The sequence below is a fragment of the Glutamicibacter sp. PAEs-4 genome, assembly GCF_051161755.1.
Classification (GTDB): Bacteria; Actinomycetota; Actinomycetes; order Actinomycetales; family Micrococcaceae; genus Glutamicibacter; species Glutamicibacter nicotianae.
Map to the genome: position 1 here is coordinate 1,734,240 of NZ_CP195017.1, position 14,184 is coordinate 1,748,423.

Here is a 14,184-nt window from a genome sequence, read left to right on the forward strand (position 1 = left end):
CGCAACCCGGGGTCCGCCTCAGATATCGTAGTCGGACCCCGGGCCGTCCGTGCGGTACTTTCCGCGGCGGCGCAGGTAGCGCTCGAACTCCCGGGCAATGGATTCGCCGCTGGCCTCGGGCAGTTCGCTGGTGTCGGTGGCCTGCTCCAGCTGCTCGACATACTTGGCGACATCCGGATCCGCCGCGGCCAGCTCGTCCACCCCATGCTTCCAGGCCAGCGCATCCTCGCGCAGCTTCTGGTCGCGCACGGAGACCGGGAGGATCTCCTCCAGCAGCTCGATGATGGCCAGCTGGACCCGCGGGCTGGGGGACTGGGCGACATAGTGGGAAAGCTGCGCCCAGAGCGAGAGGCTCGGGACTCCGTAGCGTTCGAACTCCACACCGAGCACCGAGGGGATTCCGGTGGGCCCCTCATAGCTGGAGGCGCTGATCTTCAGATGCTCCTGCAAGCGCGCATCGTCGCTGGCCAGCGAGGTCGGCACCGGGCGGGTATGCGGCACGTCGGCCAGCAACGCGCCCACGCTCAGCACCGCATGGGCATTGTGCTCCTGCGCCACCTTGATGATCCGGGAGCAGAACGCCTGCCACTTGAACGTCGGCTCGACCCCGAGGACCACCAGCAGGTCGGCGGCCGCCTGCGGCAGCGCGATCTTGAACAGCTCGGTGCGCGGCCATTCCACCACGCGTCCACTCTCGGTGCGCCGGGTCTTGGGCCTGGTGAACTGGTAGTCGTAGAAGTCGTCCTCGCCCACCGTGGCCAGATGCTCGTACTCGTGGGATTCGAGCAGCAGGCGGACGGCATCCGTCGCCGCCGAGCCGGCGTCGTTCCACCCCTCGAAGGCGGCCAGGACAATGGTGGGGCGAATCTCATGCTGGGTCTTGGCGATATAGCTGTCCAGCGTCGGGGCGTGGTATTCCTCGTTCATTGACGACTCCTTGGCAGCACTCGATGTACCCGGCGTGGCTCGCCGAGGCGGCTTAGCCCCACTCTTCCATCTAGAATGGACTCATGCCAAGCACCAGTTTTGACTTTGCCGCCGGAACCAAGCCCGCAACCCCGCAAGCCGTGTTGTGGGATATGGACGGCACGCTGATCGACACCGAGCCCTATTGGCTGGCTGCCGAAGCCGAGCTGGTGGTCTCCCATGGCGGAACCTGGAGCCATGAGCAGGGCCTGGCCCTGGTCGGCAACGCGTTGCCCGATGGCGCCCGCGCCCTGCAGCTGGCCGGGGTGCAGCTGGAAATCCGCGAGATCATCGACTGGCTCTCGGCCCGGGTGGTTGCCGGCATCCGCCGCGAAATCCCCTGGCGCCCTGGAGCGCGCGAGCTGCTGGCCGCCTGCAAGCAGGCAGGGATCCCGCAGGCCTTGGTGACCATGTCCGAGCGCAGCATCGTCGACGAGCTGATGCTCGCCATCCCCGAAGGCACCTTCCAGGCCAGCGTGACCGGCGAAGAGGTGGCCCAGGGCAAGCCGCACCCCGAGCCCTACCTGCGCGGACTGCGGCTGCTGGGCGAAGCCACCGGCCAGCAGCTGTCCGCCTCCCAGTGCATCGGCTTCGAGGATTCGGTGCCGGGCATCGCCTCGGCGTCCGCGGCCGGGCTGCATGCGGTGCTGGTTCCCAACGCCACCGACCCCGGCGAGGGCAAGTGGCGCCGGATCGACTCCCTGGCCTTAGTGGATGTGGCCGCAATGTCCCGCTGGCTGGTGCAGGTCAGCGCGTGAGCGATACCCAGGAAAAGTCCCCCGGAATCAAGCTGGGCCGCATCGGCGGCGTCCCGGTCTACCTCTCCAGCTCGTGGTTCATCATCACCGCGGTGATCACCTTCAGCGTGGGCATCCAGCTGGCGCGCGGCGGCATTATCCCGCCGCTGAGCGCCTACCTGATGGGCCTGGCCTGCGCCGTGGCCATCGCCGTGGCGGTGCTGGTCCACGAGGTGGCCCACGCGATGACCGCGCGCGCCTTCAAATGGCCCGATGCGCACATTGTGCTGACCCTGATGGGCGGGCACACCCAGTTCGGCTCCTTCAAGGCCAAGCCCGGCGCGTCGCTCTGGGTGGCGCTTTCCGGGCCGCTGTCCAACTTCGTGCTGGCCGGATTGGGCTGGCTGGTGATCCAAAACGCCACCCTGGGCGTGTACCCGAACCTGCTGCTTGACTTCTTCGTCTATGCCAACCTGCTGCTCGGCGCGTTCAACGCCCTGCCCGGGCTTCCGCTCGATGGCGGGCGGCTGGTCGAGTCCATCGTCTGGAAGGCCACCGGGTCCCAGTTCAAGGGCACCATCGCCTCGTCCTGGGTGGGCCGGGCGATCGCCGTGGGCCTCATCGGCTACTTCGTCATCTATCCACTCATTCGCGGCGAGCAGCCGCAGATCATCACCGTGGTGGTCGGCATCATGGTGGCGATGTTCATGTGGCAGGCCACCACGCAGCTGATCGCGCACTCCAAGATGATGCTGAACCTGCCCACGGTAATCGCCACCGACCTGATGCGCCCGGCCTCGGCCATGGTCTCGCACGCCAGCGTTGCCGACGTGCTGGCGCGCCAGGCGGCACGCGGGGGAGAGATCATCCTGGTCGACCCGAAGGGGATGCCCGTCGGGGTCATCGACGCGCAGGCACTGTCCCGGGTGGATCGAAGCCAGGCGGCGCAGGTTCCGGCGCTGGCGGTCTCCCGCGCCCTGGGCCAAGGCGCGATCGTCGCCGAGGATTCGGACGGGCGCGCGCTGATCGACTACCTGGCCAGCGTGGAGAGCGCCGAATACGCGGTGATCAGCTCCACCGGAAACGTGGTGGGCCTGCTGCACCAGCGGCAGATCGTCAACGCCGTCACCGGACGCCGCAAGTAGACTTCTAGACAGACTGAAAGCACCAAGAAAAGGATCACATCAGTGAGCGAAGCCATCAGCCAGGCCCCCCACGGAGCGGCAGCCCGCCGCGGCCCCTTCCGGGTCGGGGACCGCGTGCAGCTGACCGACGAGAAGCGCCGGATCAACACCATCACCCTGCAGCGCGGTGGCGAATTCCACACGCACAAGGGCGTGCTGCCGCACGAGGACATCATCGGGTTGCCCGAGGGCTCGGTCATCGAGAATGCCGACGGCTTCCGCTACCAGGCCCTGCGCCCGCTGGCCAAGGACTTCGTGCTCTCCATGCCGCGCGGAGCTACCGTGGTCTACCCGAAGGACGCGGCGCAGATCGTGCAGTTCGGCGACATCTTCCCCGGTGCCCGCGTGGTCGAGGCAGGCGTCGGCTCCGGCGCGCTGTCCATCTCGCTGCTGCGCGCGGTGGGCGACGAGGGCTTCCTGCACTCCTTCGAGCGCCGCGAGGAATTCGCCGACATCGCCCGCGGCAACGTCTCTACCGTCTTCGGCGGAGACCACCCGTCCTGGCAGATCTCCATCGGCGACTTCCAGGACAAGGTTGTGGAGCTCGAAGAGCCAGGCAGCATCGACCGCGTGGTGCTGGACATGCTCAGCCCCTGGGAATGCCTTGACGCGGTAGCCACCGTGCTAGCGCCGGGCGGGGTGTGGACCAACTACGTCTCCTCAGTGACCCAGATGTCCCGGGTGGTCGAGGCGATTCGCGCCTCCGGCCAGTTCACCGAGCCCGAATGCTTCGAAACCCTGGTCCGCGGCTGGCACGTCGACGGCCTCGCGGTGCGCCCGGACCACCGCATGGTCGCGCATACCGCCTTCCTGATCACCTGCCGCCGGCTGGCCGACTCGGCTGACGGCATCCCGAAGGCCAAGCGGATCAAGGAGCACTCCTACTCGGACGAGGACCTCAGCGCCTGGACCCGCGATCACGCTGAGGACGAATGGACGGCAGAAGCCCTGGGCGAGCGCGGCCTGTCGGACAAGAAGCTGCGCCGTGCCGCGCGCGACGCCAACCAGTCGGTGCGCGTGCGCGCAGCTGAGGAAAACGCCGAAGGCGCCGGCGGCGCCTGAGCAGCATCCGCATACTGAGACACAACGTCTCATTATGCGGATTCAGGCCCCGGGTGTTCTGCACTCGGGGCCTTCAGTTCCTAGGATGGAAGCAAGCCGGTGCGCCATGCACTGGAAAAACTTCATCAGGCTCCCAGAACGGGCCCGGATGGCGTTGGATGTTGGAGGTTGGAACGTGAACGATAATCGCGAAGCAGAACAATTGGCCGAGCGGCTGCAGATGACCGAACGCCAGGTCAACGTGCTGCGCGACAAGAACCGCAACCTCGACAAGCAGCTGGCAGGAATCAGCGGGAACAACAAGCGGCTGGTCGCCCTGCTGGAAACCACGCGCGAGCAGATCATCAACCTGAAGGCCGCGCTGGAAAAAGACGGCGACACCCCCTTCAGCCACGGCACCATCGTGGCCAAGCACCCGCGCAAGCATCCCGAACCGGGCCTGGGCATCGAATCCACCGGCGCGCAGGCGGCCGACGTGATCTACTCCGGGCGCAAGATGCGCGTGGCGGTCAGCCCGCTGCTGGACTTCGAGAAGCTGGTCATCGGCCAGCAGGTGCTGCTCAACGAAGCACTGGTGATCGTTGCCGCCCTGGGCTTCGAGGAAACCGGGGAACTGGTCACGGTCAAGGAACTGCTGGAAAACCACCACGCAGTGGTCATGGCCCGGGCCGATGACCAGCGCGTGATCGAGCTGGCCGGACCGCTGCGCGAGATGCACCTGCGCGTCGGCGACCAGCTGTCCATTGATTCCCGCTCGGGCATGGCGGTCTCCCGCGTCCAGCTCACCGACATGCAATCCCTGGTGCTCGAAGAAGTGCCGGACATCGCCTACTCAGATATCGGCGGGCTGAACTCGCAGATCGAAGCCATCAAGGATTCGGTGGAACTGCCCTTCACCCATCCGGAACTGTACCGCGAGCACGGGCTGAGCGCGCCCAAGGGGATCCTGCTCTACGGCCCTCCGGGCTGCGGCAAGACGCTGATCGCCAAGGCCGTGGCCCACTCGCTGGCCCAGCGGGTCGCCGAGCGCAAGGAAGGCACCAGCAACCGCAGCTATTTCCTGAACATCAAGGGCCCGGAGCTGCTGGACAAGTACGTGGGCGAAACCGAACGCCACATCCGGCTGATCTTCGCCCGCGCCCGCGAAAAGGCGCTGCACGGCGATCCGGTCGTGGTGTTCTTCGACGAGATGGAAGCGCTGTTCCGCACCCGCGGCACCGGCGTCTCCTCGGATGTCGAAACCACCATCGTGCCGCAGCTGCTGGCCGAAATCGATGGCGTGGAGCGGCTGGACAACGTGATCGTCATCGGTGCCTCGAACCGCGAGGACATGATCGACCCGGCGATCCTGCGGCCCGGACGCCTGGATGTCAAGATCAAGATCCGCCGTCCCGACGCCGAGGGCGCCGCGGAAATCTTCAGCAAGTACCTGACCACGCAGCTGCCGCTGCACGCCGATGAGCTCGCGGCCGATGCCGGCGATGCCTCCGCCACCATCGCCCGGATGATCCGCGAGGCGGTGAAGGCCATGTACTCCACCGAACGGATCAACGAATTCCTCGAAGTCACCTATGTCACCGGCGATACCGAGGTGCTGTATTTCAAGGACTTCGCCTCCGGCGCGGTCATCCACAACATCGTGGACCGCGCCAAGAAGCACGCCATCAAGGCGCTGATCACGGACAACGAACGCGGCCTGAAAACCGAGTACCTGCTGCGCGCGGTCCGCGAGGAATTCGCCGAGCACGAAGACATGCCCAACACCACCAACCCCGATGACTGGGCGCGGATTTCCGGGCGCAAGGGCGAGCGGATCAGCAACATCCGTTCCCTGGTCAACCAGCAGGCCGGCAAATGAGCGCCCGTCGGCTGGTCGGCCTGGAAACCGAATACGGGATCATCCGCCCGAACATGCCCAAGGCCAACGCGACGGTGCTCTCGGCGCAGATCGTCGACGCCTACGCGCAACTGGTGGCCGAGCAGGACTCGGCGGCCAAGGCCGCGCGCTGGGACTATTCCGACGAATCCCCGCTGCAGGATGCGCGCGGCTTCGCCATGGACCGCGCGCAGGCGCACCCGAGCCAGCTGACCGACGTGGAACCGGGGCTGGAGGACGAGGGCATCTGGACCGCCGAGTCCATTGCGCTCGATGGCAATGACGCGCATGTGGGATCCACGCTCTACCAGGAGAAGGACTCCACAGATGTAGTGATGAATATGGTGCTGGGCAACGGCGCACGCCTGTACGTGGACCACGCCCACCCGGAATACTCCAGCCCGGAAACGATGACGCCGCGCGACGCGGTGCTCTGGGATCAGGCCGGCGATGAGGTGATGCGCCGCGCCGCCCAGGCCGCCGCGCGCCTGGGCAGCGGGGAACTGCTGCTCTACAAGAACAACACCGACAACAAGTCGGTCTCCTACGGTTCTCATGAGAACTACCTGATGCCGCGCGGCATCGAGTTCTCCGCCATTGCCAGCGGGCTCACCCCGTTCTTCGCCAGCCGCCAGATCTTCTGCGGTGCCGGGCGGGTAGGCCAGGGCATGCTCAACGAACGGGCCGCCTTCCAGATCTCCCAGCGCGCCGACTTCTTCGAAGCCGAAGTGGGGCTGGAAACCACGATCAACCGCCCGATCATCAACACCCGCGATGAACCGCACGCGAACTGGGACAAGTACCGGCGGCTGCACGTGATCATCGGGGATGCGAACCTCGGACAGATCTCCACCCTGCTGCGCGTGGGCACCACCAACCTGGTGCTCTCGCTGATCGAAGCGGGCATGGCCCCGCAGCTGGAACTGGCCGAGCCGGTCCTGGCCTTGCAGCAGATCAGCCACGATCCGACGCTGAAGGCCAAGGTGGGATTGCGCGGCGGGGTGCAGCTGACCGCCATCGAGATCCAGCGCCATTACCTGCACGCGGCGTTAAGCTACTGCGCGGCACGGGGGATTGCGGATCCGGATACCACCGAGATCCTCACCCGTTGGGCGCAGATGCTGGATCTGCTCGAGCGCGACCCGATGGACGCTGCCGATCAGATCGACTGGATCGCCAAATACCAGCTGGTCAACGGGTTTGCCCAGCGCCACGGAGTGGAGCTGTCGGATCCGCGCGTGGCGATGCTAGATCTGCAATGGGCGGATCTGCGCACAAACAAGGGGCTGTACTACCGGCTGGCCGAACGCGGAGCCATCCAGACGCTGTTCAGCCAGCAGGAGATCAACCAGGCGGTCAGCGCGCCGCCCGAGAATACCCGCGCCTACCTGCGTGGCATGACCCTGCAGCGCTATGCGCCGTATGTGGTCGCGGCGAACTGGGATGCGCTGTCCTTCGCCGTGCCCGGGGCGCGCAAGATCAGCCGTTTCCACATGCCCGAGCCGCTGGCCGGAACCCGGGCGCAGGTGGGCGAGCTGTTCGAGGCCGAGTTGGAGATTGCGGAATTTATCGACGAATTGGCGCGGCGCCGCTAATCGGCGCAGAATAGGTATGAGTCCCGGTGCGTAATTCCGGGATTCGCGACTATGTCAGGAGAAAACGATGACACAGGAAAGCTTCTCGTCCCGCCGCAACACCCATGACCAGCAGGCCGAAGCCGAGCAGGTCCAGGTGAACACCACCGGCCAGTCCGCCGGCGTGGACGACCTGCTGGACGAGATCGACTCGGTGCTTGAATCCAACGCCGAGGAGTTCGTGCGCGGATTCGTGCAAAAGGGCGGCCAGTAAGCCCCCGCGGGCTTTCGGCTTTGGACGTCGTGTTCTGCCACCCGGCGCAGAACCGCAGTTGAGGGGAAGTAGCTTCGCGTGGATCGCAGAATTTTTGGTCTGGAAACTGAGTTCGGACTGAATTATGTCCCGTCCGATGGGCGGCGGCTCACCCCGGAAGATGCCGCACGGCACCTGTTCAAGCCGGTGGTCAGCTGGGGGCGCAGCTCGAATGTCTTCCTGGAGAACGGCTCGCGCCTCTACCTGGATGTCGGCTCGCACCCCGAGTACGCCACCGCCGAATGCGACCAGCTCAAGCAGTTGATCGCCCATGACCGCGCAGGCGAAGTCTTCATGCTCGACCTCGTCGACCAGGCCGAAGACCAGCTGGCCGAAGAAGGCCACGAAGGCCGGATCTACATGTTCAAGAACAATGTGGACTCCGCCGGCAACTCCTACGGGTGCCACGAGAATTACCTCATCCCGCGCAAGATCGAGTTCAAGCGCCTGGCCGACATGCTCATCCCCTTCCTCGTCACCCGCCAACTCTTGTGCGGTGCAGGGCATCTGATCACCGATGAGGGGGAAACCAAGTACGTCTTCTCCCAGCGCGCCGACCACATGTGGGAAGGGGTCTCCTCGGCCACGACGCGCTCGAGGCCGATCATCAACACCCGCGACGAGCCGCATGCGGATGCCGAGTACCACCGCCGGCTGCATGTCATCGTGGGCGATTCGACAATGAGCGAAACCACCCAGCTGCTCAAGATCGGCGCCACCGACCTGGTGCTGCGGCTGATCGAATCGGGGGAGATCTACCACGATTTGCGGCTGGAAAACCCGATCCGCTCGATCCGCCAGATCTCCCATGACTTCACCGGCCAGACCGTGGTGCGGCTGATGGGAGGCGACGAGCCCACCGCACTGCAGATCCAATGGATCCTCTTCGAATCGGTCAAGGAATTCATCGCCCGCCACGGCGCGCACCACGACCAGGTCGACACCGTCCTGGAATTATGGGAACGCACCCTGAACGCCGTAGAGAGCCAGGACTTCTCGCTGATCGACAAGGACATCGACTGGGCCATCAAGCACAAGCTGCTGATGGGTTATGCGCAGAAGAACTCGCTGAAGCTCTCGGCGCCACGGCTCGCGCAGCTGAACCTGACCTATCACGACATCGATCCGCAGCGCGGGCTGTTCCACCTGCTCAAGCGCCGCGGCCTGGCCAGCTCGGTGGTCTCCGATGCCGAAATCCTGCAGGCGGTGAACAACCCGCCGGCCACGACACGCGCGGCGCTGCGCAGCAAATTCATTCGTGCCGCACGGGCCAACGGACGGCGCTACAGCGCGGACTGGGTGCACATGAAGTACGAGGACGGTCCGGGCGGCATCGTGCTGTGCAAGGACCCGTTCGCTGCCAGCAATCCGCAGATCGACGAGCTCATCGAGCTGATGGGCCAGCAGCAATAGCAAGCTGGAAACAAGTATTTACACAGCAAAAACATCTATGCTGGACGCAGGCCATTTCGAGCCATGCCCTTCAGGCAAGCCCGCAATGCAAGACCAGCTAATCCAACCGGAAAGAAGATTCGTGCGAAAAGTTTTGGCAGTATGCGCCACCGCGTCCATCCTTGCCCTGGCGTCCTGCGGTTCGGGTTCGTCAGCCCTGAGCGACATCGACGTCAAGCCAGCAGCAGATGACAAGACCGCACCGGAGGTCAAGTTCGATGCCCCGTTGCTGACCGAGAAGGCAGAAGCTGTCACCGTGGTGGAGGGCGAGGGAGCGGACGTCAAGGAAGGCGACACCATCCAGATCCAGTCGGGCCTCTACAAGACCATTGACGGCCTGCTGACCAATGAGAACTTCACCGCCGATCCGTCGCCGATGAAGGTTGACGAGACGCTCAAGGAGCAGATGCCCGAGCTGTACGACACCCTGTTGAAGTCCCAGATTGGCGACTGGATCGCCTATGCGGCGATTGAAGGCGTGCAGCAGGCAGATGGTTCCGTGGCCGAACCGGCCGAGGGCTCGCGTGCCGAACGGCTGATCGTGATCAAGATCGCCGATTCCAAGAGCCCTAGCCAGACCCTGGGCCAGGACGAGGTCAAGAAGCTCAAGGACGAGGGCAAGCTCCCCACCGTGAAGACCGGCAAGGGCGATCCGCAGATCACCATCCCGAAGGACACCGAGGCTCCTGAAGGGCTGGCCGTGGACGTCCTTGAAGAAGGAGACGGGCCAGCCGTTGGCGAAACCTCGAAGGTCACCGCCCACTACCACGGCGTGCGCTGGGAAGACGGCAAGAAGTTCGACGGCAACTTCGACAGCGAAGAAGGCTTCGAGGCCGATATGGCCGGAGGCGTGATCGAGGGCTGGCTGCAGGGCTTCCAGGGCCTGAAGGAAGGCAGCAAGGTCTTGCTGACCATCCCGACCGACTTGGCCTACGGCGAAAACGCTGAAGCCCAGGGCCGGCCTGCAGGCCCACTGGTCTTCTACGTAGAATTAGACAAGGTAAGCGAAAGCAAGTAACAGAAAGGCCGTGAGCATGTCGTTCGGAGAACGCAACTACGACCGCACCAAGCCGGAGATCGATTTCCCGGGCACCGACGCTCCTGAAGAACTGGTCATCACCGACCTGATCGAGGGAACCGGCGCTGAGGTCACCCCAGGCACCACCGTCCAGGCGCACTACGTAGGCGTCGCCTGGTCAACCGGCGAGGAATTCGACTCCTCCTGGGGCCGCGGGCAGACCCTCGACTTCCCAGTGGGCGTCGGAATGGTCATCCAGGGCTGGGACCAGGGCCTGCTGGGCATGAAGGTCGGAGGCCGCCGCCGCCTGGACATCCCATCGCACCTGGCCTACGGCGAGCGTGGCGCCCCGGGTGCCATCGGTCCTAATGAAGCGCTGATCTTCGTTGTCGATTTGATGGGCACGAAGTAATTCCATGTGCTGGCAACGGCCCCGATTCACGAATCGGGGCCGTTGCTGTCTTAAAAGTCATCTTTGCAAGTGAAAATTGGTTACTGTAGGCACGTGAGCACAAAGCAAACTCCTGGACCCAGCAAGGCAGAACGCCTGACCAGCCTCATCTATGCGCTGGCTACCAAATCACGGAAGTTCAACGCCGAGCGCATTGGATCATACCTGGTGCCGGAAGGCAGCAAGGAAACCCGCGAGAAGGCACTGGATCGCCTCAAGGATGACATCCGAAATGACTTCGGGCTGCAGCTGGACAAGGAAGTGATCGACGATGTCACGTACTACAGCATCGATACGACCGATTGGTTCTTGCCGCCGGTGGAATTCAGCCCCGCGGAAGCCGGCCTCGTCGCCTTGGCCGCGAGCCTCTGGAAAGACACCAAGCTGCAGACGCTCGGGCTCAACGCAGCCGCCCGGGTCACCGGGCTTGAAGGCGATGCCGCTCCGGTCGCCCCGTTGGCCGGCTCACTGGTTCTGCGCCTGTCCATGGATGAACCGAACTTCCGGGAATGCGCCCTGGCCGTCTTCAACCGCAACACGTTGAAGTTCGCTTACACGTCCTCCAACGGAACGCGCAGCGACCGCATCGTCGATGTGTGGGGGATCGGCCAGCGCTACGGTAACTGGTACTTCACCGGCTACGACCATACGCGGGACGACACCCGCGTCTTCCGCCTTTCGCGGGTGCAGGGCAAGTTCGCCAACTTCCGGCATGGCGGTGCTGGGTCCAACGGGCAGTATCGTGCCCGCCCGGCAGATTTCGACATGACCCGGGTGCTGCAGGACTTCGACCTGCAGCATCCGGGGCTGATGGCAACGGTGCTGCTCCTGGGCGATGACGCCATTCCGCTGCGTGCCCAAGCAGTGAATGGACGCAGCGACCAGGATGAGCTGCAGATCGGCTATGCGGATCCGCATTCATTTGCCCGGCAGCTGGCCGCCTACGGTCCGGCAGCCAAAGTCCTGGCGCCGGCCGAACTCGTAACGCAGGTGCAGCAGATTCTGCGCGACGCACGCACCGCCCAGAGCAGCCAGGGCACCGAGGGCGACTTTGCAGACGTGAAATTCCGTCCGCATCGCGCCACCGGCCGTGGCACCACCACGACCCAGGTCATGCGGAATATCGACATGATCCAATATGTGCACGCCCACGGTGTAGTGGAAATCGGGGAGCTGGCCGAACGCTACGCCATGAGCGTTGCCAAGGTGCGCGAAGAATTGGCCATGATCATGATGTGCGGCGTGCCAAACGGCCAGCACGATGAGCTGATCAACGTCAACGACGGAGACGTCGAGTCCGATACCGTGACGATCTCCAATGCGGCACTGCTCGCCGAGCCGCAGAAGCTGGCACCGCTGGAGGCAGTGGCCGTGCTCGGCGGGCTCAATGCCCTGGCGAGCATTCCCGAGTTCGAGCACCAGCAGGTGCTCGATGCCGCGCTGGCCAAGGTCAACTCCGCCGTGGCCCGCTTTGACGGCTGGAGCGGGGCGCTGGGCTTCGCGCTCTCCAAGGCGCGGGAGAACGACATTCCGCAGCAGCTGGTCCAGGCAATACGGTCCCAGGACGTCGTGCGCATCGACTACTACTCGGCCAGTTCGCGCACGCACCAGCTTCGCGATGTGGAACCGATCCGGCTCATTGAAGATGGCGCAGTGCAGTATCTGCGCGCATGGTGCCGAAAACGACACAGCGTATTAACTTTCAGGGTGGACCGGATGTTAAGCGTGGAAACTATCGGTGAACACTTCGAGCTGGAATCCCGGCATGAAGACCAGCAGGATGTCCAGATCCGCTACGAGTCCAGCGACGAGGATCTACAGGTCATTGTCCATGTTGACGCGGAAATCTTGCCGGTTATCGAAGCATTCCATCCGTCATCCTGGTCTACGGGAAGGATCGGTGCGGGATATTTGGCCAAGGTCCAGTTCTCGGATCACCAAGTAGCTGCGCCGCTGGTGGCTCGCCATAGCGGTAAACTGACTGTGGTCTCTCCTGACGCTACGCGCGAACATGTAGTGGGTTGGTTGGACGAGGCTATCGCAATGTATGAGGATAAGTAGATGCTTCCTTGGTGGTTCTGGGTCCTTTTGTGGACTGTACTCGTTTTGGCAACAGTACTTGCAGCAGTGATTGCCGGCTTCCGTTTATTCAAACGAGGCATGGCGGTCGTTGAGGGCCTTGGCGACGCGGCTGATCACATCAGTGCCGGTTTAAGCCAAGAAGGCAGCGTCGTCGAATACGCTGCGAACCCGCGTCGCTACCCGCACGGAACCGATGCGACGCATGGGGATCCGGAGATGATCAAAGCGCTTCGCGATCAGGGGAGAGCCGAAAGAATCGAGGCGCGTCGAGTACGACGTGTCGCACGTCGCGCACAGCGCGGCCAAGCTCAGAACATGCGTGATCTGCGCCTGTTCTGACGTAGACTTAAAGAAAGAGAAGGGAATCCACATGGGTGGCTTACAGGGATGGCATCTGGTCATCATTATCGTGCTGGCGCTTCTGCTGTTCGGCGCTCCAAAGCTTCCAGGCTTGGCTCGCTCGATGGGTCAGTCGTTGCGCATTTTCAAGTCCGAGGTTCGCCAGATGAAGGACGACGATCCTAAATCGGAAACCGTTGATGGCACCGTCAATGAACCGAACCCCAACGAAAAGAACAACTCGTAGACCTCTTCAGTGGCAACAAATAAAGACAAGAACCCGCGCGGCAAGAAGAAGCGGGTCAAGAACGACGAAGGTCGGATGGCTCTTAAAGAGCATCTGATTGAAGCGCGCAACCGGTTATTCAAGTCGCTCATTGCGCTGACCTTGGGTACGGTTGCCGGCTTCTTCGTTTACGACTGGCTGCTTGCCTTGCTGATTGCACCTGTGAAAGATGCAGGCGGCTCGGTAGTATTCACCGCAGTGATGTCGCCCTTCGACATCATGATCAAGGTAGCGCTCTTCGTTGGCCTCATCGTTTCCTCCCCGGTATGGCTCTACCAGTTGTGGGCATTTATCGTCCCGGGGCTGAAGAAGAACGAGCGCCGGTTGAGCTACAGTTTCGTCGCCGCTGCGGTGCCGCTGTTCCTTGGCGGCGTCGCGATGGCGTACTTCGTTCTGCCTTTCGCACTGGAATTCTTCATCAGCCTGTCGCCGGAGAACTCCGATAACCTGCTGAACATTTCAGAGTACCTGCCCTTCATCTTCCGCCTGCTGCTGGCATTCGGCCTTGCCATGCTGGTGCCCGTGCTGATGGTCGGCCTGAACATGGTGGGCATCCTGCCAGCCAAGCTCATCTTGAAGCACTGGCGCATCACCGTCTTCCTTATTGCGCTGGTGGCCGCCATGGCTGCACCGGGTGGCGATGCGATCACGATGTTCGCGTTGGCTGGGCCATTGTTCATCACCTTCGCGGTGGCTACCTTGATCTGCCACTTCAATGACAAGAAGCGCGCGAAGAAGCTGGCGGCGCAGGAAGCCGAGAATGAGCGCTTGGCCAGTGGCGAAACTTCTGGCATTGATACCCCAAGCCCGATTGACGAACCGAAATCCCAGCTCTGATCCAGGG

Annotated in this window: 14 protein-coding genes; 13 read left to right on the top strand and 1 reads right to left on the bottom strand. The window is 63.5% G+C overall.

Features of this window, described 5'->3' with window-relative positions; translation table 11 throughout:
- Positions 1–18 precede the first annotated feature (18 nt).
- Positions 19–927, bottom strand: a complete 909-nt coding sequence (locus tag ACR9WD_RS08185) for a proteasome assembly chaperone family protein (protein ID WP_434923181.1) — start codon at positions 925–927, stop codon at positions 19–21.
- An 83-nt stretch (positions 928–1,010) separates the two neighbouring features.
- Between ACR9WD_RS08185 and ACR9WD_RS08190 the strand changes: the two genes are divergently transcribed.
- The 13 genes from ACR9WD_RS08190 (at position 1,011) to tatC (ending at position 14,177) form a co-directional block, all read left to right on the top strand.
- The gene (locus tag ACR9WD_RS08190; RefSeq protein ID WP_434923182.1) at positions 1,011–1,724 is read left to right on the top strand and encodes an HAD family hydrolase; all 714 of its coding nucleotides are present in this window, start codon (positions 1,011–1,013) and stop codon (positions 1,722–1,724) included.
- A complete protein-coding gene (locus ACR9WD_RS08195) occupies positions 1,721–2,848 on the top strand; it encodes a site-2 protease family protein (RefSeq protein WP_121866810.1) in 1,128 nt (375 codons plus the stop codon). Before ACR9WD_RS08190 ends, ACR9WD_RS08195 begins: the two co-directional genes overlap by 4 nt.
- Before the next feature lie 42 nt (positions 2,849–2,890).
- Positions 2,891–3,949, top strand: coding sequence for a tRNA (adenine-N1)-methyltransferase (locus ACR9WD_RS08200; protein WP_038991044.1), 1,059 nt, complete (start codon positions 2,891–2,893; stop codon positions 3,947–3,949).
- 148 nt (positions 3,950–4,097) lie between these two features.
- The gene (gene arc / locus ACR9WD_RS08205) at positions 4,098–5,807 is read left to right on the top strand and encodes a proteasome ATPase (RefSeq protein ID WP_369826762.1); all 1,710 of its coding nucleotides are present in this window, start codon (positions 4,098–4,100) and stop codon (positions 5,805–5,807) included.
- A complete protein-coding gene (dop, locus tag ACR9WD_RS08210) occupies positions 5,804–7,420 on the top strand; it encodes a depupylase/deamidase Dop (RefSeq protein WP_073706249.1) in 1,617 nt (538 codons plus the stop codon). The genes arc and dop overlap by 4 nt, the downstream gene beginning before the upstream one ends.
- Before the next feature lie 67 nt (positions 7,421–7,487).
- Positions 7,488–7,673: a ubiquitin-like protein Pup gene (locus tag ACR9WD_RS08215; RefSeq protein ID WP_038991046.1), complete on the top strand. Its 186-nt coding sequence runs from the start codon at positions 7,488–7,490 to the stop codon at positions 7,671–7,673.
- Between the two features lie 78 nt (positions 7,674–7,751).
- Entirely contained in the window at positions 7,752–9,125 is a 1,374-nt protein-coding gene (pafA, locus tag ACR9WD_RS08220; RefSeq protein WP_073706248.1) for a Pup--protein ligase, read from the top strand.
- 121 nt (positions 9,126–9,246) lie between these two features.
- Positions 9,247–10,182, top strand: coding sequence for an FKBP-type peptidyl-prolyl cis-trans isomerase (locus ACR9WD_RS08225; RefSeq protein WP_158024652.1), 936 nt, complete (start codon positions 9,247–9,249; stop codon positions 10,180–10,182).
- Positions 10,183–10,198: 16 nt separating this feature from the next.
- Positions 10,199–10,594 (top strand): FKBP-type peptidyl-prolyl cis-trans isomerase, encoded by a 396-nt coding sequence (locus ACR9WD_RS08230; protein WP_066138294.1) that lies wholly within the window; start codon positions 10,199–10,201, stop codon positions 10,592–10,594.
- A 93-nt stretch (positions 10,595–10,687) separates the two neighbouring features.
- Positions 10,688–12,694 (top strand): helix-turn-helix transcriptional regulator, encoded by a 2,007-nt coding sequence (locus tag ACR9WD_RS08235; RefSeq protein ID WP_434923183.1) that lies wholly within the window; start codon positions 10,688–10,690, stop codon positions 12,692–12,694.
- Positions 12,695–12,739: 45 nt separating this feature from the next.
- Complete coding sequence (locus ACR9WD_RS08240; protein ID WP_143181014.1) at positions 12,740–13,054, top strand: hypothetical protein; 315 nt, start codon at positions 12,740–12,742, stop codon at positions 13,052–13,054.
- Positions 13,055–13,085: 31 nt separating this feature from the next.
- On the top strand, positions 13,086–13,301 hold the full coding sequence (gene tatA, locus ACR9WD_RS08245) for a Sec-independent protein translocase subunit TatA (protein ID WP_022875116.1): 216 nt from the start codon (positions 13,086–13,088) through the stop codon (positions 13,299–13,301).
- Positions 13,302–13,310: 9 nt separating this feature from the next.
- Positions 13,311–14,177 carry a twin-arginine translocase subunit TatC gene (tatC, locus tag ACR9WD_RS08250; RefSeq protein WP_038991052.1) on the top strand — a complete coding sequence of 289 codons (867 nt, stop codon included), beginning with the start codon at positions 13,311–13,313 and terminating at the stop codon, positions 14,175–14,177.
- The last annotated feature ends 7 nt before the right edge of the window (positions 14,178–14,184 follow it).